32 protein-coding genes and 1 pseudogene are annotated in these 23,645 nt (G+C 39.9%); 28 read left to right on the top strand and 5 right to left on the bottom strand.

Translation table 11 applies throughout. The features are described 5' to 3' along the window. The 4 genes from JL57_RS35530 to JL57_RS25400 all read left to right on the top strand — a co-directional run. The coding region (locus tag JL57_RS35530) for a group II intron maturase-specific domain-containing protein (RefSeq protein WP_291300556.1) at positions 1-265 on the top strand (265 nt) is incomplete at its 5' end. A gap of 126 nt (positions 266-391) precedes the next feature. Next, positions 392-1,123, top strand: a complete 732-nt coding sequence (locus JL57_RS25410) for a reverse transcriptase domain-containing protein (RefSeq protein ID WP_291300555.1) — start codon at positions 392-394, stop codon at positions 1,121-1,123. 312 nt (positions 1,124-1,435) lie between these two features. Next, entirely contained in the window at positions 1,436-2,083 is a 648-nt protein-coding gene (locus JL57_RS25405; RefSeq protein ID WP_291300559.1) for a reverse transcriptase domain-containing protein, read from the top strand. A 166-nt stretch (positions 2,084-2,249) separates the two neighbouring features. Continuing rightward, a complete protein-coding gene (locus tag JL57_RS25400; protein ID WP_366557103.1) occupies positions 2,250-2,741 on the top strand; it encodes a GNAT family N-acetyltransferase in 492 nt (163 codons plus the stop codon). A 913-nt stretch (positions 2,742-3,654) separates the two neighbouring features. On the opposite strand, the gene JL57_RS25395 is transcribed toward JL57_RS25400, so the two are convergent. Further along, a complete protein-coding gene (locus JL57_RS25395; protein WP_034144689.1) occupies positions 3,655-4,014 on the bottom strand; it encodes a YopX family protein in 360 nt (119 codons plus the stop codon). A 114-nt stretch (positions 4,015-4,128) separates the two neighbouring features. Here JL57_RS25395 and JL57_RS25390 point away from each other — a divergent pair, with 114 nt between their 5' ends. The 8 genes from JL57_RS25390 to JL57_RS25355 all read left to right on the top strand — a co-directional run bounded on the left by JL57_RS25390 (position 4,129) and on the right by JL57_RS25355 (position 9,381). Beyond that, positions 4,129-4,620, top strand: a complete 492-nt coding sequence (locus JL57_RS25390) for a DUF2867 domain-containing protein (protein ID WP_034144688.1) — start codon at positions 4,129-4,131, stop codon at positions 4,618-4,620. Positions 4,621-4,738: 118 nt separating this feature from the next. After that, positions 4,739-5,155, top strand: coding sequence for a DUF3795 domain-containing protein (locus tag JL57_RS35525; protein ID WP_291300554.1), 417 nt, complete (start codon positions 4,739-4,741; stop codon positions 5,153-5,155). A 193-nt stretch (positions 5,156-5,348) separates the two neighbouring features. After that, positions 5,349-6,098 (top strand): hypothetical protein, encoded by a 750-nt coding sequence (locus tag JL57_RS25380; protein ID WP_034144687.1) that lies wholly within the window; start codon positions 5,349-5,351, stop codon positions 6,096-6,098. Between the two features lie 215 nt (positions 6,099-6,313). Next, positions 6,314-6,757, top strand: a complete 444-nt coding sequence (locus JL57_RS36675; RefSeq protein ID WP_366557102.1) for a DUF3795 domain-containing protein — start codon at positions 6,314-6,316, stop codon at positions 6,755-6,757. Between the two features lie 251 nt (positions 6,758-7,008). Further along, on the top strand, positions 7,009-7,503 hold the full coding sequence (locus tag JL57_RS25370; RefSeq protein ID WP_034144685.1) for an HAD family hydrolase: 495 nt from the start codon (positions 7,009-7,011) through the stop codon (positions 7,501-7,503). 160 nt (positions 7,504-7,663) lie between these two features. Next, positions 7,664-8,473 carry an aminoglycoside N(3)-acetyltransferase gene (locus JL57_RS25365; protein ID WP_034144684.1) on the top strand — a complete coding sequence of 270 codons (810 nt, stop codon included), beginning with the start codon at positions 7,664-7,666 and terminating at the stop codon, positions 8,471-8,473. 273 nt (positions 8,474-8,746) lie between these two features. Next, a complete protein-coding gene (locus JL57_RS25360) occupies positions 8,747-9,049 on the top strand; it encodes a class I SAM-dependent methyltransferase (protein ID WP_034144683.1) in 303 nt (100 codons plus the stop codon). 23 nt (positions 9,050-9,072) lie between these two features. Next, positions 9,073-9,381: a hypothetical protein gene (locus JL57_RS25355; protein WP_034144682.1), complete on the top strand. Its 309-nt coding sequence runs from the start codon at positions 9,073-9,075 to the stop codon at positions 9,379-9,381. Between the two features lie 70 nt (positions 9,382-9,451). Here the strand turns inward: JL57_RS25355 and JL57_RS25350 are convergent, their stop codons facing one another. Then, positions 9,452-9,766 (bottom strand): hypothetical protein, encoded by a 315-nt coding sequence (locus JL57_RS25350; RefSeq protein WP_034144681.1) that lies wholly within the window; start codon positions 9,764-9,766, stop codon positions 9,452-9,454. A 216-nt stretch (positions 9,767-9,982) separates the two neighbouring features. Here JL57_RS25350 and JL57_RS25345 point away from each other — a divergent pair, with 216 nt between their 5' ends. The 12 genes and pseudogenes from JL57_RS25345 to JL57_RS25300 all read left to right on the top strand — a co-directional run bounded on the left by JL57_RS25345 (position 9,983) and on the right by JL57_RS25300 (position 18,635). Further along, complete coding sequence (locus JL57_RS25345) at positions 9,983-10,435, top strand: DinB family protein (RefSeq protein ID WP_034144696.1); 453 nt, start codon at positions 9,983-9,985, stop codon at positions 10,433-10,435. A 143-nt stretch (positions 10,436-10,578) separates the two neighbouring features. Beyond that, positions 10,579-11,118, top strand: coding sequence for a GNAT family N-acetyltransferase (locus JL57_RS25340; RefSeq protein WP_034144680.1), 540 nt, complete (start codon positions 10,579-10,581; stop codon positions 11,116-11,118). 61 nt (positions 11,119-11,179) lie between these two features. Beyond that, positions 11,180-11,536, top strand: coding sequence for a hypothetical protein (locus JL57_RS25335; protein ID WP_034144679.1), 357 nt, complete (start codon positions 11,180-11,182; stop codon positions 11,534-11,536). A gap of 65 nt (positions 11,537-11,601) precedes the next feature. Then, complete coding sequence (locus tag JL57_RS25330; RefSeq protein WP_034144695.1) at positions 11,602-12,531, top strand: TIGR01777 family oxidoreductase; 930 nt, start codon at positions 11,602-11,604, stop codon at positions 12,529-12,531. 94 nt (positions 12,532-12,625) lie between these two features. Then, positions 12,626-13,054: a DUF3795 domain-containing protein gene (locus tag JL57_RS36670; RefSeq protein WP_366557100.1), complete on the top strand. Its 429-nt coding sequence runs from the start codon at positions 12,626-12,628 to the stop codon at positions 13,052-13,054. Between the two features lie 266 nt (positions 13,055-13,320). After that, the gene (locus JL57_RS25325) at positions 13,321-14,112 is read left to right on the top strand and encodes a lipid II flippase Amj family protein (protein WP_034144678.1); all 792 of its coding nucleotides are present in this window, start codon (positions 13,321-13,323) and stop codon (positions 14,110-14,112) included. A 9-nt stretch (positions 14,113-14,121) separates the two neighbouring features. After that, positions 14,122-14,250: pseudogene (locus JL57_RS35520) on the top strand (metallophosphoesterase); the annotation flags it as partial. A 161-nt stretch (positions 14,251-14,411) separates the two neighbouring features. Beyond that, entirely contained in the window at positions 14,412-16,259 is a 1,848-nt protein-coding gene (locus JL57_RS25320; RefSeq protein ID WP_034144677.1) for an ABC-F family ATP-binding cassette domain-containing protein, read from the top strand. A gap of 61 nt (positions 16,260-16,320) precedes the next feature. Continuing rightward, on the top strand, positions 16,321-16,980 hold the full coding sequence (ytaF, locus tag JL57_RS25315) for a sporulation membrane protein YtaF (protein WP_034144676.1): 660 nt from the start codon (positions 16,321-16,323) through the stop codon (positions 16,978-16,980). A gap of 13 nt (positions 16,981-16,993) precedes the next feature. Beyond that, complete coding sequence (gene coaE / locus JL57_RS25310; protein WP_034144675.1) at positions 16,994-17,599, top strand: dephospho-CoA kinase; 606 nt, start codon at positions 16,994-16,996, stop codon at positions 17,597-17,599. Between the two features lie 60 nt (positions 17,600-17,659). Continuing rightward, positions 17,660-18,247, top strand: a complete 588-nt coding sequence (locus tag JL57_RS25305) for a lytic transglycosylase domain-containing protein (RefSeq protein WP_045691447.1) — start codon at positions 17,660-17,662, stop codon at positions 18,245-18,247. Positions 18,248-18,356: 109 nt separating this feature from the next. Then, on the top strand, positions 18,357-18,635 hold the full coding sequence (locus JL57_RS25300; RefSeq protein WP_034144674.1) for a metal-sensitive transcriptional regulator: 279 nt from the start codon (positions 18,357-18,359) through the stop codon (positions 18,633-18,635). Positions 18,636-18,861: 226 nt separating this feature from the next. Here the strand turns inward: JL57_RS25300 and JL57_RS25295 are convergent, their stop codons facing one another. Further along, positions 18,862-20,211 carry a 4Fe-4S binding protein gene (locus tag JL57_RS25295; RefSeq protein ID WP_034144673.1) on the bottom strand — a complete coding sequence of 450 codons (1,350 nt, stop codon included), beginning with the start codon at positions 20,209-20,211 and terminating at the stop codon, positions 18,862-18,864. Between the two features lie 54 nt (positions 20,212-20,265). Next, positions 20,266-20,598, bottom strand: a complete 333-nt coding sequence (locus JL57_RS25290; protein ID WP_034144672.1) for a hypothetical protein — start codon at positions 20,596-20,598, stop codon at positions 20,266-20,268. A 436-nt stretch (positions 20,599-21,034) separates the two neighbouring features. Here JL57_RS25290 and JL57_RS25285 point away from each other — a divergent pair, with 436 nt between their 5' ends. The 4 genes from JL57_RS25285 (at position 21,035) to JL57_RS25270 (ending at position 23,341) form a co-directional block, all read left to right on the top strand. Then, positions 21,035-21,523, top strand: a complete 489-nt coding sequence (locus JL57_RS25285; protein ID WP_034144671.1) for a DUF134 domain-containing protein — start codon at positions 21,035-21,037, stop codon at positions 21,521-21,523. A gap of 37 nt (positions 21,524-21,560) precedes the next feature. After that, complete coding sequence (locus tag JL57_RS25280; protein ID WP_034144670.1) at positions 21,561-21,902, top strand: NifB/NifX family molybdenum-iron cluster-binding protein; 342 nt, start codon at positions 21,561-21,563, stop codon at positions 21,900-21,902. 109 nt (positions 21,903-22,011) lie between these two features. Continuing rightward, entirely contained in the window at positions 22,012-22,389 is a 378-nt protein-coding gene (locus JL57_RS25275) for a NifB/NifX family molybdenum-iron cluster-binding protein (protein ID WP_034144669.1), read from the top strand. 97 nt (positions 22,390-22,486) lie between these two features. Beyond that, a complete protein-coding gene (locus JL57_RS25270; protein WP_034144668.1) occupies positions 22,487-23,341 on the top strand; it encodes an Mrp/NBP35 family ATP-binding protein in 855 nt (284 codons plus the stop codon). Positions 23,342-23,420: 79 nt separating this feature from the next. Here the strand turns inward: JL57_RS25270 and JL57_RS25265 are convergent, their stop codons facing one another. Further along, positions 23,421-23,636 (bottom strand): hypothetical protein, encoded by a 216-nt coding sequence (locus tag JL57_RS25265; RefSeq protein ID WP_034144667.1) that lies wholly within the window; start codon positions 23,634-23,636, stop codon positions 23,421-23,423. Between the last annotated feature and the right edge of the window lie 9 nt (positions 23,637-23,645).

The following is a 23,645-nucleotide window of genomic DNA, read 5'->3' as shown; positions in this document are numbered from 1 at the left end:
ACCTCTAAAGCTTTACGAGCTCATCCAGAGCATAAACCCAGTCATACGAGGATGGGGTAACTACTATCGCAAAGCCCATGTGCGCAAGCTGTTCAACAAGTTACAAAGATGGATTTTACGGAGGATATGGAGTCATCGTCGCAAACGGTGGCGGAACGCCGGGTGGAAGAAATATCCGGTTAAGATGCTCTACGAAGTATATCGTCTAGAGAACCTGACGTCTCTCATACCGGACTTGAACCGAAAGACTGCATCTATTAGATGACATAAAGGAAAGCGGATTACGGGAAAACTGTACGATCCGTTTGAACGAGCGGACGGAGGAAGGCTTCTGCCGACCTCCTTCGACTCTACACTCCGAGAGCGGGAAAGCCGTTCACATGGGGAAGGGATGGACAGAAATATGCAGCCTGTAAAGGAAACCAGTGCCGGACATGTAGGATCGGAAGTACGCTGGCAAACCTCCCTGCGGGGAATAGCAAAGAAGGCAAAAGAAAACAAAACGCACCGGTTTGGGAACTTATATAAACAGCTCAACGTCGAAGCACTGCGTGCATCGTTCTATGACCTAAAGAAGAAAGCTGCAGCAGGAGTGGACAGCATAACGGCCAAGGAATACGCGGAGAAATTGGGAACCAACCTTGAGCAGGTAGTAGAGCAGTTAAAAAGCAAACAATACCGGGCGAAGCTAGTACGAAGAGTGTATATAGACAAAGGCAATGGAAAGAAAAGACCGCTGGGAATACCAGCTGTCTCTGAAAAGATCGTCCAGCGTGCAGCTGCAAAGATCCTTGAGGCTATCTATGAGACGGAATTCAGTGAACACAGCTATGGATACCGTCCTAATACGGGAGCACAAAAAGCAGTAAAAGACTTAACCCATGAACTAAACTTTGGAAAATATAGTTGCATCGTGGAAGCGGACATCCGATGCTTCTTTGATTCGATTGATCATGATTGGCTAATCCGAATGCTGGAACTGCGGATAGCAGATAGAGCATTTCTGAGATTGATCAAGAAATGGCTAAAAGCAGGAGTACTGGATGTTGATGGTTTGGTTAAACATCCAGTAACCGGGTGCCCACAAGGCGGCTTATGCAAAGAAAGTTATTATGCAAAGTAAACTATTGAAGTGCTGATTAATCCTCATATCTTCTTTGATTTACTTTGCATAATGCCCCGAGCTAATTTAAAAAAGCAAGTATGATTTTCCAAGATATTAGATTGGTGGCATCATTAATCGAGAAGAAAACGTATCCTGGTATCAGTTTATTGTGGTATGTCTGGCTGGAGCTAAGATAAATTGTAACTTTAGGAGGTTTTAGATTTGAAATAGCTTAGGATATTATGCAAAGTAAATCTCACAAAAAAGCCGTAAATACAAGGTTTTCGTCGCTTACTTTGCATAACGGATTACTTCGCATAAGGCGGAGTCATCAGTCCGATCTTAGCGAACATCTACCTACATTATGCACTGGATCTATGGTTCGAAAAGAGAGTCAAGCGGTCTTGCAAAGGCATGAACTGTATATATGCAGATGATTTCGTGTGCGCCTTTCAATACAAACAAGACGCGGTGCAGTTTTATCAAGCAGTAGGGGAACGCTTAAAGAAATTTGGACTGGACCTGGCGCAGGAGAAAACCAACATCATAAGCTTTTCACGATTTCGCAAAGAGGAAAACACAAAGTTTGAATTTCTGGGGTTTGAATTTCGCTGGGGAGTGTCTCGCAAAGGAGAAGATATCATCAAACGACGCACAGCACCGGGCAAGTTAAGAAAGTCGTTAGCTGCATTCACAGAATGGTGCAGAGAGATGCGAAATAAGCGTCTGAGAAGGCTCTTTCCTAAACTCATAGCAAAGCTGCGAGGATATTACAATTACTATGGACTGATTGGAAACTATGGCAGCTTGAGCAAATTTCACGAACAAGTAAAGAGAATTCTTTACAAATGGCTCAACCGAAGAAGTCAGCGACGTAGTTTTAATCTGGATGAGTTCACTGCATGCTGGAAACGATATGGCGTTCCAGAACCGAAGATTGTCGAGTCGGATCTAGTACAACTTCACTTTGATTTCTAGTGCTGGAAGTACGGAAGCGAGTATTTTTGAAGAGCCCGGTGCGGGAAATCCGCACGCCGGGATCTGCGCGGGGTGCGTCGGGTAACCGGCGCGTCTACCGTGACTGTAAAATAGCACTATTGGGGGTAGAAGTCATAAGAATTGTTCCCAGCAAGGAGTGAAAGTGTTGCAATTGAATATTATGATTAGGCGTGCAGAGGATAGAGAAAATAAAACCTTAACATCAATTTCATTCGCGGCAAAACGATATTGGAAATATCCTGAAGAGTATTTCGAAGTGTGGAAGGACGAGTTGACGATTACTCCAGATTACATAACTCAGAATGAGGTTCATGTCGCAAAGGTTGATGGGAAAGTAGTTGGGTTTATTTCGATAGTCGAAGTGAAAAATGATTTTAAGGCTGGAGACTTGTTGATAAGAAAGGGTTATTGGTTAGATCATATTTTTGTCCATCCATCTTTTATTGGGAATAGAATTGGCTCTGAACTTATATTTTTTGCTAAGGGATTATGTAAAGAAAAGAATATTAGTTGTTTACATATTCTTTCAGAACCGAATGCAAAAGGGTTCTATGATAGAATAGGTGCCCAATTTATCGAGGCTGTTCCGTCGAATATCAAAGGGAGAACAGTTTCATTATACAAGTTTCCAATATGAGAATTTGCATGTATTTCTATGGGGAAGCGCGACTTTACATAACATGGGATTCCCGGCACTCAGCCATGATAAATGAGATATGACGCGTCGGGAATCCCCAGAACGTTATACGACAGAGCCTTGCATGTCGGTTTTTTGGGATGGAATTAATTGAGACTGTATTACAGGAAAATTTAATTAAAAAAACGACAGCCTATGTAGAGTAATTTAGTTACAGCAAAGAGAGGTTTTCGTCCAATGGAGGTTTCTGAATAAACGAAGGAAAAGTCCTTAGGGAGGTGGATTGCTTGGAAACGCTAAACATACCAATGGAAACTGAGACGATTCCAACATTAATCAACGGGTTCAGTGGAGTAATTATCTTGATAGTTATTTACATTTTAGTACTTTGATGGAAAAACAGGGGCTTTTCATATGCTTGGATCATTGGGCAAGTACTTTTCTTGGTCCTTGGATTTAATTCTACACTCAAGATTTTTGACCGAAAGATGGTACCGAGTGCAATGCTCTCAGAAGAGGTATCATTAGTCATTGGTCTATCTGCACTTTATTGGGCTTTAAGTATGGTATGCATGGTTATCGGAATATGGCAATTAAGTAGCAAAGACAGGAAACAGAGAAAATGATCTTGGATTAAGTTTACAATGTTGTTTTCCAGTCATCATTTACCTAGATAGTATTAGGTACTGTTTACGGTTCGCCAAGGAATTAGGTGTTTGGGTTATTCTAAGTTTCCGACACGGGAGAGGCTCCGTCATATAATAAAGGTTTTACGACACTTTGCAAAGATGAAAGCGGTTGGGACGCGTCGCAAACCCTCGGGACGTTATAGGACATCTTGGTCTTTAATCTAAAGTTCAGTTTTAGATATTACCTAAGTAACATGCTAATATATTAAATTTTAGTACCCTTATCAATATAAAATGCCGTTTTGAAACTCATTTCCTATAACACCACCAGACGTAATTGCGCTGATGTTACACCTTGACGAACTTCCTAGTTCTTCAAGTTCGAAAGTCGCTAGAGTTTTATTCCAAACGATTTTGTAAATATCAGATGAGAGTTGGACTAAATCAGCTTCATACACATCTATTCCGTTTTCATCAGAAAAACCAGTCCATTGAAGCAATTCGAATTTCCCGACTGGTTCCCACGATCTGCCAGGCACACTCACTGCAAATGGAACTGAACTCTGAATATCAAAACTTATGGCTTGTGGTTTAAACATTTTCTTCATAACCTTGTCCCAAACTCGAAATTTTAGTTCTCTCAATTAGATACCTCCTTTATAGACTGCGAAATGCCTATATTATATAACTACGTAGAGGAAGCTAAATTTAAGGAGGTTGAAAAGAGCTTGTATCTTTAATTGAAGGAGGCAGCATATATGCCAAAAGTATATAAATATCATGTATCTCCTGAACAATCATTAATTAATAAAGATTTTGGTAGAATCGATTACTGTGATTCATATCAAATCGTAAAAAGCACGGATGAGACGATTGATAATCTCACAACAGAAATATTTAGGATTCCCAAATGGGTTGATTTTTTAATGAGGATTAGAGGTTCGTTAGTAAGGTTGTTTGGATTAAAAACTGGAAAAAAGAAGGATATTACTGAATCTATTTATTATCCAATTGGTACGAAAGCAGGTTATTTTACAGTTATTTACAGAAATGAAAATGAAATTGTTATGGCTGAAAATGATAAACATTTAAACTTTAGAACAGCTGTTATGAAAAAGAAAAGCGAGCAAGATTGTTCTATTTATCTTACCACGATTGTAAGGTTTAATAATATTTGGTGTAAAATATATTTTTTACCAGTAAAGCCATTTCACCAAATCATTATCAAATCTTTATTAAAGAGGCTATAGCTCTATTTTGTAAGATGATTGAAAGCAAATACCATTTGGTTTTGGCTTTGGGTTATTAATTACATGCAATCGGTAAGTCCGAACTTACAAGTTTTTTCGATCAAAGGAGATGTTTTAAATGGACAAGAAAGAAATTGTAGAGAGTATTTCATACTGTGGACTGATTTGTAGCCTATGTCATCTGGCTGATCAATGCGATGGTTGTAAAAATCATACATATATGTGTACGAACCACTCAGAAAAATGGGACGGATGCCATCATAGAAATTGTTGTATTGAGCAAAACCTAAAAGGTTGTTGGGAATGCGACAATTTTCCTTGTAACAAAGATATGTATAGCCATACTCATGATGTAAGACTTCGTGCGTTTGCGCGTTGCATTCGTGAGGATGGTTTAGATAAATTAGCAGAGTACATAATTGGAAATGAAGAGAAAGGTATAAGATACGGTTATCAAAAAGACTACGATTTCAAACAGAACGAGGATGAAGTATTAGTTATATTAAGGACAGGAGAAGACTGTGACCAGAACTAATGAGCTCTAAACTCAACCAAAGATTGTCGGTTAGAGGTATAGAATCTCGACTGAGGTTGTCTTTGCCGTGGCTTTTTATAACAGAGGGTTTGCGACACTTTGCAAAGATGAGAGCGGTTGGGACGCGTCGCAAACCCTCGGGACGTTATACCGCATCTGGGTCTATAAGGGATTTAAAAGGAGTTATAGATTAATGAGAAAAGTTGATTTATACAGGCAGGTTCTAAAAGAGATAGAAGATTGGGACCAATACCTATTAAACGAGTCTTGCCTTCCTGGACCTAGAGCGAATCTTGAATTGATAGAGGCAGTTGCAGAAGAAGGAACTGAGGAAAGATTTATGCGGTACTTATCTTTCGATGCAGAGAAAGCCCCATTTGGTTCAGTAAGTGAGTTTTTGCCTATTTGTGGTGTTGTTGGTTTAGGAAGTCTGATATCTCAAGGAAATATGAAACATCTTGGTCTCTTGCGTGCGTTTGCTTCAGATATTAGGTGGAGGATCAGAGAAGGGGTAGCGATAGCCTTGCAAAGGTTTGGCGAATCGAATATGGATGTGCTGTTAAATGAGATGATAGAGTGGGCAAAAGGAAGTCTGTTGGAAAAGAGGGCAGTAGTTGCGGCTTTGTGCGAACCAAAACTACTTAAGCAGCCTAAAGAAATTCTAAGTGTATTACAAATACTTGATAAAATTACGCAAGACATCTTAAATGAGGGAAATAGAAAAGATAAGGACTTTAAAGTACTACGAAAAACATTAGGATATGGTTGGAGTGTTGCAGTGGTACCTGATCCTGAGAATGGAAAAAAGCTTATGGAGAAATGGTTTGTAAATGAGGATAAAGATATTAGGTGGATGATGAAGGAAAACTTGAGAAAAAAACGATTAATTAGAATGGATCTAGATTGGACAAGAACTTGGAAATTGAATCTGGGTGTGGAATAGACGTGGAAATATTGGGGTAGCTTTTGTCGACGCCGTATAACATAGCGTTTGCGGACATCTGAGAAAATATGAATGTAATAACAGACGTCGCAAACACTCGGGACGTTAGACGAAAGACCATGCGGGACCAGGCGTCCTTGCTCGGATATGGCGGGGATTGTTGTTGGAGTGATTAATGCGCACCTGTAGATTTTCCGCAACAGTAAAATTATGCGATGTATAAACATTTTGTGAGGTTTGAGATGAACGAAATGAGAGAAGAGTTTATTGCTCCTTGCGGCATGAATTGCAGACTTTGTATGGCTAACCAAAGAGAGAAAAATCAATGCAAAGGGTGTCGGAGTGAGAGTGATATAAGGTATAAAACAAAAGGCAGCACCAGTTGCGTAATCAAAAATTGTCCTGTAATTCAAAGTTACAAATCAGGGTTTTGCTTTAAATGCGACAAATTCCCTTGCCAAAGGCTAAAACAGTTGGATAAACGATATCGAACTAAATATCTCATGAGTATGCTTGAAATCCTTGATCACATTAAGCAATATGGTATGGATGCATTTTTACAGAATGAGGAAATTAGATGGACTTACAAAGAATATGGGAATATTGTTTGTGTACATAAATTGATTTGTGTAGTTTGCAAAACTCCATATATAAAGTGAGATTTCATGATACATAATTAAAAAGTTGTTTCGCAGTTTTCGTGTTTAATGCATTAATACAGTTCGAGGGGGACGTTTAAGGGACTCCCGTCCATGGTCGTCTCTGAATCTTGTGGCATGGCCCGCCGTCTAACACCTCATTCACGAAACTGGCCAAGATGCGGTAGTATGTCGCTTCGTGAATGCCCAGAACGTTATCTGCAATGCGAAGGGAGAACGCTTGAAAGTTTATTCGGAGGGATTGTTGATCTATGCATGAACGGGTAGTGATTTTTGATTGGGGTGACACTGTGATGCGTGATTTTCCTCAATTCAGAGGACCAATGGTATTTTGGCCTCAGGTAGAAGTCACGGAAGGTATTGCGGAATCGTTGCCAGAAATTCATAGACGCTTTTCCATCTGTATGGCTTCAAATGCGGGGGATTCAGATGCAATGCTTATGGCTCAAGCACTTGAAAGGGTTGAGCTTAGGGGCTATTTTGATTTTCTATACACTTCAAAGGAACTCGGTTATAAAAAACCAAGTCCAAAGTTTTTTCAAGAGATCGTGGATAGAATTGCAGTTAGGCCGGTACAATGTGTAATGGTCGGAAATGATTATGAAAAGGATATTGTTCCAGCAAAAATGACTGGGATGAAGACGATACTGTATCAAAGGAACTTGGTCTCCGGAACTCCTTTGGCAGATGCGACTATTCAATCAATGTATGGGTTGCTTCAATGTCTTAAGGATTTACACACTTAGTTAGTTGCGCGGGAGAACGATTGTATTAGTATTCTTTGTGGCCCCACACAGCAGATAACAGAGGGTTTGCAACACTTTGTAAAGATAAATGTGGTTGGGATGCGTTCAAACCACTGGACGTTATACGACAGGGCTAGGTCAGAAAGGAGTTGGAAGTAGATTGAGAGAAGCAAGTATTATTGAGAATACCAATCATCCTCGGACACGACAAAGTATCGCTACAGACTTTGAGAGACTTGGCTTGGAAAAAGGAATGACAGTAATAGTTCATTCATCTTTGAGTTCCCTTGGTTGGGTAAATGGTGGCGCAGTGACTGTAATTCAGGCCTTAGTTGACGTAATTACCCCGTTAGGAACTATAGTCATGCCCACTCATTCAGGCGATTATTCCGATCCAACCTTGTGGGGTAATCCCCCAGTTCCTGAAGACTGGTGCACTATAATTAGGGATACTATGCCGGCTTTTGATCCCCAAATTACTCCATGTAGAGGAATGGGAGTAATTCCGGAAGTATTTAGAAAGTGGCCTGATGCCGTACGAAGTTCACATCCGTCATCTTCATTTGCAGCTTGGGGGAATCATGCGAACTATATTGTTTCCAATCAACCTTTGGACTTTCCAATGGGCGAGCAATCACCGTTGAGTCACTTATATGATTTAGATAGTAGTGTATTGTTATTAGGGGTAGGTTTTAGCAACAATACATCATTTCACTTGGCAGAGTATAGGTCAAACAAAAGAAACGTGTGTGAGGCAGCTGGCCCTATCATTGTCAATGGAAAGCGTGTGTGGACGACATATAAGGATATCGAATTCGAAACTGAAAAGTTTAAACAAATAGGTCAAGACTTCAAACTAACTGGGAATAAGGTTACTAATGGAATTATTGGTTCGGCAAATACCAAGTTATTTAGTCAAAAGGAGGCAGTTGATTTTGCTTTAGAATGGATAACCCGCCCCATCGTATAACAGAGGGTTTGCTACACTTTGCATAGAAGGAAGAGGTTATGACGCGTCACAAACCCTCGGGACGTTATGTGCAATTGGCTATTCAAGTATAAATGGAGTGAAATATTTGAAGAAGAGCTTACTGGTTTTTTTAATCGTTTAAAACTGTATCGGAATTACTCGAATACTAAAGTGAATTTGTTAGTATGAATTGGGGAAGATTCATTGAATATCTAAGTATTATCAACTCAATCATACACCTGTCCGTGACAGTGAAAAGGAAGTATCTTTTTTATGGATCTAAATACTTTTGAAATAAGAGATAACTGCAGAAAAAACTTAAATAAATATACAATTAAAGCGTTTTCTATAATTCCGAAAATCGATAATCCACAATTATTAGACATGGGATGCGGTACCGGAGTGCCAACACTCTTGATGGAAGTTTGCAATGGTAAGATTTATGCCGTTGATCCCGATAATTCATCTTTGTTTTGGTTAAAGGAAAAAGTAAAGAAATTGAACTATTCAGATAGGATTCGAATAATTCATGCTTCGGTTTTAATAATGATCTATTTGATAAGAAATTCGATATAGTTTTAGCCGAAGGTTTATTAAATGTGATTGGTTTTGAAAAGGGCTTGGCTATCCTTATTAAGTACTTAAAAAATAATGGCTATATAATAATTCATGATGAATTAAATAATGATACAGAAAAGAGAATCATATTCGAAAGATGCAATTTGGAATTAATAAACTCGTTTGAGTTAAATGAAAATGTGTGGTGGAATGATTATTACTACTATCTAGAAAAGGCAATAAAACAAATAGATAATAACTCATTATTCCAAAAAGAAATTAATGAAATAGTTGAGTATAAGAAAAATCCAAAGATATTCAGATCAATATATTATGTTTTACACAAATAGATATATATCTTGAGATTGGGTACCTACCCATTATCCTAGCAAATTATATACAATTATTAAGAATGTCTTTTTAATTGGTCTCTGCCCTAGCTTTAAAACCTTTAAGCATTTTTCTTTCCATGATAAAGGCTCCGGGTTCCATGATCACATAGGTACCAATAAGAGCACCTAGTGAAGTGTTATCGCTTTCAATTCGGGTCCGGATAATTAATCTAGTTCTTTCATTATCGATTTTTTTTTCCAAGTAATAAACCCAGGTCCAGTTGATAAACGGCTGTTCGACACGTTCGTGTAGAAGCATGACATTACTAGGATCAAGTCTCGTTACGGTTAATCCATTGTTAGGAGCTATTTCAAGACGATTGAACTCTACTTTGAGAATCATTTAGTTTTGTAGCAGTCACTTTCCTCACTCTCCTAAATTGGATAATTTGACCAAGATTTCGTCATTAAGGTATTAGTTACCTCTTTTTCTAAAGATGTATGAAAGACTAAATTCGGAAGTAGTATTATTAATTTAAGGTGCTTTTGAGGTTGAGATTGTACGATTACCTAGCCAGCCTCTGGGAAGTATATTTATATGCAAGGAGTGAGTGAGGAAATGAGAGAAATTATCGAAAGGCTAAACTACTTAATTCAAGCAGTCCCCAAAAGAGTCCAACAGTTTTCAGAACAGGAATTTTCAGCACAGTTAGTAAGTAAATGGTCCAAAAAGGAGATATTAGGACATTTATGCGATTCCGCCACCAACAATTATCATAGGTTTATTAAAATCCAGTTTGATAGGCAACCCTTTATAGTAGTTCCTTATAACCAAAACAACTGGGTATTGATTCAGGACTATCAAGGTATACCAACTGACGAGATTGTTGACTTTTGGACAACTTTAAATAGACATATTGTTAGAGTCATAACGAAGATTCCAGAAGAGAAACTATTGTACCTGTGTGATATAGGTGATAATAAATCCATTACTCTATCAGAGCTAGTTCTAGATTACTTGCGACATATAGATCATCATCTAAGGCAAATCTTTGGTACATCTGACGTTTAAGTAATTTGTATAGATGTTCTTTGCCGTAGCATCGGATAACAGCGTATTCCCGTAATCTGAGAGAATATGTAAGTAGTAAGCAGACTTTGGGAATACGCGAGGCGTTATCTGAAAGTCTGCGGAACGAAAAGGTAGGACGGAACATGTTTGAATTTGTGGTTGATAATGAGGTAGTATTAAAACTGTTAGATACCATACATGCGGATCAATTGTCTGAATTGACCGATTCATGTCGGCCATACCTTAAGGAATGGCTTCCATGGGTTGATGGATCGAAGAGCGTTGAAGACACCAAAGCTTTTATCGAAATGACGAAAAAGCAGTTTTCCTCAAATAACGGGTTTCAGGCTGGAATTTGGTACAAAGGAAGTATTGCAGGCGTTATAGGTTTCTATGGAATGAATTGGTCTAATAAATCAGTGAGCATCGGATATTGGCTTGGCGCGACTTATCAGGGAAACGGGGTTATGACGAAGGCCTGTAAAGCTTTTGTAGACTATGCTTTTAGAGAGCTAAAGCTTAATAGGGTTGAAGTGAGATGTGCAGAGGGAAATACCAGAAGCAGAGCAATACCTGAACGGTTAGGTTTTGTTAAAGAGGGAATCATCAGGGAAGCTGAGTGGCTTTATGACCATTACGTTGATGATGTAGTATACGGAATTCTTTCTCGGGAATGGCTATGAGGAAGGGGTACAGCGGTGAAGAATGACTAGTTCTTTCGGATGAGTTTAAGGAGAAACTAAAATGCGCAAAAAGTTACGTACTATTCTTTTTTCGATAATATATGTATTGCTAACGGTGGTAAAGATGTTTACAGGAGTAGTTGTAGGGTTAGGCGAGCCAACCTACAGTTTAGTGGCTAAGACTTATCCTACTATAAAAAATACTTGGAGCATGGGGGAAGAGAATGCAGTCAATATCGCACGACATCAAGGAACCTGGTACTACGAAAAAGATTATTGGTTATTAAGTGCCAACGAAAATGGTTTTTCAGGGGATTTCAGTTATTATCTTCTAATACTAGTATGGTGGCTTGTGACGTTATTAATTTTTATCAAGGTAGTAAGGTTTTTACTTTCTAAATATAATATTATTGTATAAATGCCCAGAACGTTATGAGACATCTAGGTCGTTAAATAATGTTTGGGGAGGCGTATATGGAAATAATGAAGGTTATGATTTTTGGTGGGACAGGTTTTGTCGGAAGAAACCTTACTGAGGAATTACTTGCGAATGGGTATCAGGTATATGTGGTAACGAGAAATCCTCAAAAAACCGCCAGTCGATTGGGAAATAAAATTAAGGTAATAGAATGGGACAATATTTCCCCTCTATCTTCGATTTTTAATCTGCAAATTGACGTAGTAATTAACTTATCGGGTGAGTCAATCGGTAATCGTCGCTGGACCAATTCAGTAAAAGAAGAAATTATATCAAGTAGGATTAGAATAACGGGTACAATTGTTGATGCCATTAATAGTGGTACTATTCAGCCAAAAGTTCTAATTAATGCTTCAGCAGTTGGATATTATGGCTTCCGTGAGGACGAAGAGATAACTGAGTCTGAAGAAGAAGGACAGGATTTCCTAGCACAAGTCTGCCGAGATTGGGAAAATGAAGCTTACAAGGTTCAAGTTGATTCAACAAGAGTAATAACTATTCGAATTGGCGTAGTTTTAGGGAATGAAGGTGCACTAAACAGAATGGCATTACCATTTAAATTTTACTTAGGGGGCCCATTAGGTAAGGGCAATCAATGGCTCTCCTGGATACATATCCAAGATTTAACGAGTATGATAAGGTTTCTAATCGAACATCAGGAGCTAGCTGGTTCAATAAATGCTGTTGCTCCAAATCCAGTAAGAATGAGAGATTTCAGCAAGATACTAGGCAAAGTCCTAAATAGACCATCATGGTTACCAGTTCCAGAGATAGTATTAAAGATAGCATTAGGTCAAATGGCGGAAATGTTATTACATGGACAACGAGCTATGCCGAAAATAATTCTCAGTACTGATTTTGAATATAGGTTTCCAAGCTTAAAGGCAGCTTTAGAGAATGCTCTGGGTATGCAAAGGGGTTTTAAGACGGAGTAGGTGCGCAATTTATATGGTCGGTGTGTTATTGTGAGATTGCAGTTTTTGATTGCATGGCTAATTATTCTTACTGTGGGAGTGAGGGGATAATGTTTTGAAATTCACCGAAAAGCTAATTGCCCCATGTGGAATAAACTGTGGTGTTTGCTTTGTATATTTAAGAGAAAAAAATAATTGTTGTAGTTGTCTGAGTACCGGAACGAATAAACCTGCACATTGCAGTAAATGCAGAATTAAGTTTTGCGATGAACATGACAAATCAGAGTTTAGATATTGCTATGAATGTCATAAATTCCCTTGCACTAGATTAAAAGGTTTTGATAAGAGGTATATTAAAAAATACCATTTAAGTTTAATACAAAATCTCAAGTACATTAACAAATACGGAGTGCTTCAATTTATTAATATTGAAAATGAAAAGTGGAAATGTAATAATTGTGGTGAAGTGCTCAGTGTTCATAAGGATAGTTGCCTTAAATGTGGAAGTGAGTATAGAAAATCGCCAACTGAGCAAAATCTTTAACAAACATTATCTTTTAGATGTTCTCCGCCAAACGACGTATAACAGAGTATTTGCATCACTTTAGTAAAGATGAAAGTGGTTGGGATGCGTCGCAAACCTTCGGGACGTTATACGAAACCGTACGTGAAAAGCCGCACGTTCATGTGCGGATTTTCTTTGTAGTTATAATATGAGGACGCGATCAAAGAGAATACTCGGGGGGCCGGGTAACAGGTGACTCTACCTTGACGACCAAATCGTTATGTCGGAGAAAGGATGGCGTGTCAGTGGAAAGAACGTTGGTTGAATTGATTATTCTAACGTCTATAATCCACCTTGTCGATACTCTTGCATATTCTGTGAGGCTAAACTCTGTTAAGAGTGGGCAAGTTGCATTATCCTTTTCTTTATTTAATCTCATCGCACTTGTTTCACGTACTGCAAATACCTTACAAGCTCCATTGATTGCAGGTATTATAGGAATAAGTATTAGTCACGGTTTAAATCCAATAATGGATATGCGTAAGGTGATTTTTGCTGCAACGATTGGAACTCTATTAGGTGTACTTTTAATTCCATCATTTCTTAAGGTTTTTGAGAAAGCAGTAAACCGCCTAGAAGTAACAGGTTCTGTCCCATCTCTTGTGGTTGAGGCCTTACAGATAAATAATATTAAACGAATCGTAAAAAGTGTTACAAAACCATCCAAGACAATGTTGGAAAGATTAAGGTATCGAGAAATCCCAAAGCGATTGCTTATTTTAAATGCATTAGTCACAGGAATATATACGATCGGCGTTCTTTCAGCAAGTTATGCGGCAACGTTGGTTTCAGTGGAGCATAGACTTGCGGTTGTTGCCTCATCAGGAATGATCAATGGGATTGCGGCTATTTTACTAACGCTCCTCATTGATCCAAAGGCAGCTATGATAACTGACCAGGCTTTAAGAGGAAAGAGACCCTATGGCGATGTTAAGGCTCTAGTGGTGTTGCTTATTACTTCAAAGGTAGTTGGTACTTTGTTAGGTCAGGTACTATTCTTACCCGCAGCTCGGCTAATTGCTTCTTTTTACTTGTAGTGACGACTTTACGGTCAATTTACTTTCAGATCTACGAATATGATTATAAATGGCGGTTTAGGAGAAAGCGTTTTACCAATAAGGTTTTATAATAGACCGGAAATTGTACTAGTAACCTTAGTTTCCCCTGAGATATAACCAGCCGGCCCTTTTAGAGTTTGAAGATGGTCGAATTGTCATGGTAAAAGTAGATATTTCCCGTGTGTCTATGGTATAGTAAATTCGAAAGAAATGGTTGGTTACATTGTTATATTTGTAATAGTTTACACCCGAGAATAATAAAGGGGCTATCTAGAAGTATGAGTGTTTTATTTTGCCGTGATTGCGGCGTCGATATATCAGGTGAACCGCTTTTTCGGCGGATTAGTTTTGCTTTGGAAAATGGAGAAAAGGCTGCCTTGGTTGGACCGAATGGGGCGGGTAAAACAACCCTGATTCGGGCTTGTTTAGGGGATGTGCGTTTAGAAGAGGGAGAAGTTCAAATTCTCGGTTCTTACGGGTACTTACCCCAAACTCCTATTGTGGAGGATGAGGGGAATGTCTTTGAGTGTGTGATCCAAGAACGAGTAGATTTATTGCAAATGCAGGAGCAACTGCGTGAATTAGAAGAAAAGATGGCTTCGACGCCCAGTGAGAAAGTCATGGAGCAATATGCAACTTTGACCGAATCGTTTGAACGCCAGGGAGGCTATGCTTTAGAAGCCTTAGTCAGGAGAATCCTGGCTGGTCTAGGACTTGATGCAGAGATGAACTCTCAAGTTGCTAGGTTAAGTGGAGGCCAGAAGACACGGTTGGCTTTATGTAAGCTTTTGCTTCGAGCGCCCGAAATCCTAATTTTAGATGAGCCAACAAACCACTTGGATATCGCTGCCATGGAGTGGCTCGAAGGGTACTTGAGAGATTATGCTGGGGCCCTGCTGATTGTTTCTCACGACCGATACTTTTTAGATCGCATCGTGACGCGAGTGTTCTGTTTAGAAAATGGTGGGTTAAAAGGGTATACAGGGAACTATTCGGAATACGAATTATTGAAAGTTTTAGAAGCTAAAACTCTTAGCCGGGAAGCTGAGCGCTTAGCGAATAGAATCGCTAAACTAGAGGAGTATGTCCGCAGAAATAAGGCGGGAGTCAATTCCAAGCAGGCGCGTGGGCGAGAAAGCCAGCTCCAGAAACTCAAGCCGATTCAGGTTGCTAAGATAGATCATGGTCTTTCTATTTCACTGGGAAGTGGAGGGCGAAGTGGGGATCGAGTCCTTTTAATAGAAGATCTTTCGATTGCCTTCGGAACTCGACCTCTTTTTTCAAACGTCCAAGTAGATTTGCGTCGTGGAGACCGAGTAGCCTTACTGGGCAAAAATGGCGTTGGAAAAACTACGATCCTTAAGGCGATTCTCGATCAGGCTCCTTATAAGGGAACCATCCGTTTAGGAGCCAATGTAAAGATTGCTTATTACTCTCAGGAACATGAGAATCTGGGTACTGCGGGGACGGTGATGGATGAGATCCGGAACGCTTCAAAATTAAGGGACCCGGAGATTCGAAATCTACTGGCTAGATATGGTTTTAGAAAAGATGATGTCTTTAAACTGATATCTGTGCTGAGCGGGGGAGAAAAGAGCCGTTTAGCTTTATGTAAACTTTTTTTGGAGCAAGGAAACTTGCTCTTGCTCGATGAACCAACGAATCACTTAGATGCTGAAACCCGTGGAGTGCTGGAAGAAGCCCTTCAAGAGTATGAAGGAACCGTGTTAGTAGTTTCCCATGATCGCTATTTTTTGGATAAAGTGGTAAATAAGATTGCAGAACTCACCCCTCAGGGCCTGTCGCTTTTTGAAGGAGATTACACTGGGTTCAAGGAATATAAACAACAAGAAGAAATAGTCCTTGCCCCCATCGAACGAGGTTCGAAGCTGCAATCTAATGCTCAGGATCTACAGGAAAGCCGCAATTTAGCTCGAGAAAAAAAGCGGATGAAGCAACTCGAAACCGAAATCGAAGAGTTGGAAGAAACCCTCCTCCGCTTAGAATCAGAACTGACCTTAGCAGATACAAATTATGAATTGGCTATGAGACTTCATGAAGAGTGCGAACAGGTTAGGCAACGCCGAGATCGTGCTTTAGAAGAATGGATTACTGGAAATGATTGATTTCACCAAATAGCCTTTGAACCCATATATTATCCTGAAGTCGCAAGGTGGAGGGATACATATGGGAATAGCTATGCTTATGGCATTAGCTTTAAGTTTGGATGGGTTTGGGGTTGGATTAGCGTATGGGTTACGTCGTATTCGCATACCCGTCAATTCTCTTATTGCTATTGCAATGTGTACAGTAATGGCTATGGGGATATCCATGCTCTTTGGAGGTTGGGTATCATTATGGCTTAGGTTAATTCCGGTGCGTTTATTAGGAGCTTCAATTTTACTATCCTTGGGTATTTTTCAATTAGGTAAAGCGATCTGGAACCGTAAAGAGGAGGTCCTTCCAGAAGCAGTACCGGCGTTGGCTGTAGTCCACCCCAATCCCGTTTTGGAGCCCGTTTTCCGATTCCAATTACGATTTTTTGGCTTAGTGATTCAGGTGCTTAAAACGCCGGATATTGCGGATGTCGATCGTTCTGGGGTGATAAGTCTGCGAGAGAGTGTCTTACTGGGATGTGCCTTGGCAGTGGACGCTTTTGCCAGTGGGATTGGTGCAGCAATGGCGGGTATGACCTTCTGGATCATTGGAATCGCGGCCTTAACTCTCATTGTGATGTTGCGTATAGGGCAACTAATGGCGGGCAAGGTTCCGGAATACTGGACAAACAAGGCCGAGTACTTACCGGGTATTGTATTAATCTTGGTTGGACTCAGTAAATTAATTTAAAGTGAGGTAACTAATGTTTACTATCGGTTTAACGGGTGGGATCGGAAGTGGTAAATCAACGGTAGCCCAGTGGTTTGAAAAACAGGGAGTCCCCGTGCTTGACGCTGATAAAACCGTGCATAGCCTGTTACAGTCCGACTCGTTGGTGATTTCAAAAATAGTTCGTGATTTCGGGACGGAAATCCTCGATGAAAAGGGGCAAATCATTCGTTCCAAACTAGGTCTGCAGATTTTTAATGATGAAGATGCACGAAAGCGCCTTGAGCGCATCGTGCATCCTCGCGTGGTTGAATGCATGAAGGCGGAAGAAGCCGTCCTTCTGAATAGCAGAACAAAAGTTTGTGTGTGGGATGTACCTTTACTCTTTGAGGCAGGGTTTGAAAAGTTTGTGGATGAGGTATGGGTAGTGTGGATACCACGGGATCTTCAGATTCTTCGTCTTCTTGCGCGGGACAAGCTAAACCTTAGTGAGGTCGAAGCACGAATTGCTGCGCAAGGGTCGTTAGATGATAAGCGACAGCGAGCAGACGTGGTGATTGATAACTCTGGTAATCATTTGCAAACTGTTAATCAACTTGAAGAAGCATGGAAAAGAATAATTAATCAACTGGCTCGATGAATCATAATCATTGACCCCCTGCTAATAGATTAAATAGCACAGCGCTTTATGAGAGAGGGGATGGGACGGATAAAAGGAAATATAAGTTTTAAGCGATCACACAAAAACCTAAGTTTATTCATATTTCTTGCCGTCCTTGTGGGTTATTGTATAACTCAGATTCCCAGCTTGCAGAAGATTATCTATCCTTATCCTCATCGAGCCGTAATTGAAAACTATGCCGCACAATATGGAGTAGACCCTTTACTGGTTATCGCAGTAATTCGGGAAGAAAGCAAGTTTTTGCCGCAATCTGAATCTCACAAAGGGGCTATTGGCTTGATGCAATTAATGCCCAGCACAGCACAATCGATCGCTGTAACCATAGGAGATAAATCATTTTCTAGTAAGGATTTACTCCAACCGGAGAAGAATATACAATATGGAACTTGGTACCTCTCTAGCTTGCAAAAAGAGTTTTCTAATGACAGACGGTTGGTAATCGCAGCTTATAACGGTGGAAGAGGACATGTCAAAGAATGGATTAGCTCCGGTCAAATTGACCCTAAAAATATCCAAATCCAAGACATTCCTTTTCAAGAAACAAGGGATTATGTCGGACGTGTCTTGAATAGTTACCAAAAATATATTAAACTTTACCGTAACTAAGTTAACTCTAGAGTAGCATCCCATTGATTAAGCCAATTATTGAAAACTGGAGTAATCACCATGGGTAAGCGGGATAGTATGAATCATAATGAGATGGGAGATAGCTCTTTTGAAAGAGGTTGACGCGGAAGAGGTTAAACGGATTTTGACTCGACTTAAAACAGTTCGTGGTCACATTGCAGGAGTAGAACGCATGATAGAGGAGGAGAAGAGTTGTGAGGAAATCTTATTACAACTCGTTGCTATCCGTTCCGCTGTGCATAAAACTTCAGTCATTATAGCACAACGTTATGCTAGTTCCTGTCTTCTAGAGGCGATTGACTCTGGCGAGGATCGCCAAGAGGTTCTGAACAACGCGATTGAAACTCTCATGAAACTTAATCAATAATCTAGGCCTGCAATCCAAACATAAATAGATCATCGGACAGGTAATCATTTAAGCATGAGGTTGTTGCCTGTTAGTAGTACTTTTTGCGCAAAACAAAGCAGAATAAAACAAAGTTGAACAAATCAAAACAGAAAAAAACAGACACAAAGTAGGAGCCCTTACCAAACTTCAAGTTTGATAAGGGCTTTTTGCATTATTCAGTTCCGGGTGACGAATAGTTTTATTTTTACTTCAGTGAACCTATAATTTCATGATAGTCATATCCGGGGACTGCGTTTACGATATCCTTCATATAGGTGTTGGAAGGTATGTTTTCAGGGAGCTTAAAAATCCGATAAAACTCTTCGATATCAAGCTTTACGGTTTTTGCCGCATCACTTATCGTCATAGAGCCTTTTATACCCTCTAGATCGACCTTAGTTTGGGGTTCGCTCAATATAAGGTCAGCTTGATCCGTTGTCAAAGTTAAGGATTCTTTAACTTTATCAAAATCATAGCCTAGAGCGACTTGAGAAATTTCTTTCATTTTTGTTTCTGCAGGAACGTTTTCCGGAATCTCAAATTTAATGTAAAACTCCGTAAGGTCAGTTTGGGTTGATTCCGCTGCTTCCTTGATGCTCATATACCCTTTAACTTCATCATAATTAATGAATTCTCCTACTTTTAGTGGGGCTGCGGTTAGTTCAAAGATTCCAGTAGCCTGTGCAGCAAATATTGAGCCAAAGAACAGCACCAGCACCAGAATGATCACAGTAAAAGGTTTAATTATCTTATTGGAGAACTGGTTATCAAGAGCGCCTGCGGTAGGGCAGTTTAAAACACAGGTCTGACAATTCATGCACTCCGGGGATGTGACTTTCAAACCGTGCTGGACATCAAGGCTCATCGGACAGACTTTATTGCATATTCCGCAATCAATACATAAACTTTCGTTCCTAACCACTTTAAAAGGGCTGGTTTTACCTACCATTCCGTAAAGTGCCCCTACTGGACAAAGATATTTGCAAAAAAATCTGTCATAGATCAAGGAACCAAGAACCGTTACGACTAGAATAATCAACCCTACTGCCGATTCAGCCCACACACTCTCCAAGCCTTCCGGAAGATGAGCATATGCAGACCAAGGATCGTAGGGAGCCATCCAAAGTCCGGCAGTTTTCCAAGCATAAAATACTGTAACAGCTAACACAACGTATTTTAAATATCTCAGAGCCTGATCAAGCTTAGAAGGTACAACCATCTTGCGCTTGAAAATCTTCTGACCTAGTTTTGCAAAGAATTCTTGAATCGCTCCAAATGGACAAATCAACCCACAGAAAGAACGTCTGAAAAGGATAGCAACAACTAGAGTGATTACAAACAAGGTCATTGTTCCTGTAAATATTTTACTGACAAAGCTCCCAGTTGTGAATACCTGGTAAAGGCTCTCAAGTCCTCCGAAAGGACATAATGCATGGATTGAAGGTGCCTTTGTTGCTCCTAAGACTTGATGGAGATATGCCGATGTACTAATAAGCACAACGAATAATGCCAATAGACCCCATCTCAGATACTTTACTTGCTTATTATTCTTCAATTAATGCCACTCCTATTGCTGTATTTTTAATATAGTTTAAATAAAGAAATGATGCTAAGTTTGTCTAGTCTTAATAATGTTACGCATTTTTATAAACTCAACCGTACTTATGTTTCCTAAGGCATATTTCTCCTTGAGTAGCATAATCGCTGAACTATTAGAATCTTCGTCTTCTAAAAGGGACTTAACTTCATAGTATTTATCGTCATCTATTTCGTTTTTTGCGTATCTTTGATTTAAAATATCGGAGATTCGGTTATGTTCAGATTTATTTTTTTTTGGTTGCATAAATACCAAGAAGAAAATAGTAATAGCTATAAGAAGGACTCCTATCGTAAAGAACGGTGAATAAAGAAGATTGGTGCCAATATTGTGACCATACCTCATCCATATCCCTCCTAACAACTAATGTCAGCATAGGCGACTCCAGCCACTCCTAAACTTCCAACTATTGTGGCAACTGCAATGGGTTTTTTGAAGTTTTCATAAAATACACGCTCCTTTTCATTTCGTTTATTTATAGCTTATGGCTTTATTATGGAGAGCAATTATGGCATAAGTTTGACAAAAGTTCGAACCAACTATGTCATTTTTTTGTGTCGACTGTTCATCAACATCTTAAGGGGGATAGAAGGCGTAGATATTCACTGAGCATAATGATTAATTCACAAAGGATTCTCTCTTATAAAGCCCTATCTTCCGTAGGCTAGGTCTTTATATAATTATTTTAGTAATTGCCAGTAACTAGGTTAGTTTCCAATTGATTTATCTCGATAAGAGGAATATAATCAAATTGGGCATATGCTCAAAAGGGGTTGATGCGATGTCAAGACGGCGTTGTTGTGGCCATATCGATGAAGGAATAGTATGTCAAACATTTATTCCTCAGGGCCAATCACGTTGGCCGGAAGTCATAGTCCAGCTTGAAGAATTAGAGGCCATCCGTCTTAAAGACAAAGTGGGTTTAGATCAGGTTGAGTGTGCTGCATCTATGGGGGTTTCAAGAGCTACCTTTCAGCGAATCTTAGGAGGAGCTAGGGCGAAAATTGCTACGGCTTTAGTAGAAGGACGACCGATAATTATTCGGGGAGGAAACTACATGGTCAAAAACCGGGTGTTTGAATGTCTCGGTTGCGGACAAGTCTGGGAGGCTGAACCGTGCACTGTAGGTGGAAAACACGGCTATGAAATTGCATGTCCCAAGTGTGGGAGTATGAAAAAAATGAAGCTTGACAAAGGGAGTAAGCAGACATGTAGTGGTGGTCATCAAGCTGAGCAGGGCAAAGGTGGTTGTTGTGGAGGAAATTCCTAAAATAGTTTGATCATGTTTAAGGAAAAGGGGGATTATATTGCGTATAGCGATTCCTGCTCAGGGGCGTGATCTAGATAAGTTGATGTGTGAGCGATTTGGATGTAGCCCTTATTTTCTTTTTTGCGACTCGGAAGATCCACAAGGTACTGCTGTGTATAGAAATAATCCTTCCTTAATAGGGACCGATGGTGCTGGTATTGTCGTTGCAGAATACATGGCTAGCGAACACGTCGAACTAATTATAGCCTGTAAATTAGGTCAAAATGCTTTGAAGATAACTCGAGCTGTTAATATTTCGACCTATTCAGCACCCCAAACCATGACCCCTAGGGAGGCTATCGTGGCCTGGAAAGAGGGTAATTTAGTTGAGTTTACTTAAGTTGAAGCTTAAGCATTGAAAACCGACTTGAAACTGAGGTCAAGCGTTCATCTTGGCCAGCTCAGACTGTCCAAGAGACGTTAATTTTTATAATTTAGGAGGGTCCATAATGTCAAAAAAGATTGCAATCCCAACAAACGGTGAAGTTCTCGATCCCCATTTTGGAAGAGCTTCAGGATTTACAGTGTTTGAAATTGAAGGCAATGAAGCGCGTTTTGTCGAAGCCCTTAGTGCTGCGGGTCTTCAACATCAGCATGCAGGACTTGCGAATATGTTCAAGAGTAAAGGCGTAGAGGTGCTTGTTTGTGGCGGTATTGGCGGTGGCATGATTAATGGTCTTAATGCGGTTGGTCTTGAGGTTGTATCGGGCGCCTCAGGAAACGTGACTGACGTCGCAAAGTCTTATGCTCAAGGAAAAATAGTGAGTACTGGATCTATTTGTCAACATGATCACGGTGATGGGCATAATCACGAACATCATCATTGAGCCAAACTTGACAAAGAAAGAATCTGAGGAGTAAGATGAATTTGGATTATTAACCCTTAGGTGGTAAAAAATGTTAAATTGAATGGGAGGAACCATCGTGAGCGAGTCGTGCAATAGTTGTGCAGCAGCAGGGTCGTGTAATACTGAGAGTTGTTCTAGTGAACCCCAATTGACTAAGGCTCAAAAAGTAAGCCATGTTAAGAAAGTAATAGCAGTCATGAGCGGTAAAGGGGGAGTAGGTAAATCCTCTGTAACTGGCATGTTAGCAGTAAGCCTTATGCGCCAAGGCTATAAAGTCGGAATTTTGGACTCGGACATAACTGGCCCAAGTATCCCAAAAATATTTGGCATTAAGGAAAGGGCAGGAGCGAGCCAAGGTGGTATTATTGCACCAACAAGTCGTGGTGGTATTAAAGTCATGTCTCTCAATCTTATGATTGAAAACGAAGATGATCCCGTGATCTTACGTGGACCGCTGATCACTCAAGTCGTCAATCAATTTTGGAAGGACGTAATTTGGGGAGAATTGGATTATCTATTAATCGATATGCCTCCTGGTACAGGGGATGTCGCTATCACGATATTCCAATCGTTGCCGATCAATGGGGTAGTGATGGTGACAAGTCCGCAAGCCTTAGCGAATATGGTAGTGCGCAAAGCGATTAAAATGGTCAGGAATTATGAACCGCCAATTTATGGATTGATAGAAAATATGGCTTATGTGCAGTGTCCTGATTGTAGTAAGCAGATAGAAGTCTTTGGAAAACCACAAGGTGAGGAAGAAGCTAAGCGTAATTCTATTCCTTTCTTGGGAGCACTGCCGCTTGATCCAGCTTTATCTGCGTTGTCAGATGCTGGCAAGATTGAAGATTATCAATCGCCAGACTTTGATCAGATCGCAAACATGTTAGCTGAACAGATAAAAACGAATAGTAACAAAAATCTAGCCTAAGTTAAACCTTTTGGGGTTTGTATGGTTATTCTAAAGGCCCTTGCTTAAAGTTAAAATTAAGCAAGGGCCTTATTTTGTATTATTTGCGACGCTCTATTTCCGCTTGTAACTCTGTTATGGATTCCTTTAACAACTGTATTTGGAATTCATAGCGTTTAACAGTGCGACCGGGGAGGTGAATCCCAGTCTGCTTTAGCACAAAACTTTGTTCCTCTTCCAACTCTTCCAGTTCCTCAGACAAAGTTTGTAAGCGTCTCGTCAAATCCTCATTACGTAATATCGACAAATCTTCCATCAACGTATA

Source organism: Desulfosporosinus sp. BICA1-9, assembly GCF_000802135.1.
The sequence above is the reverse complement of the archived record's forward strand: the minus strand, read 5'-3'. Positions and strand labels throughout refer to the sequence as shown.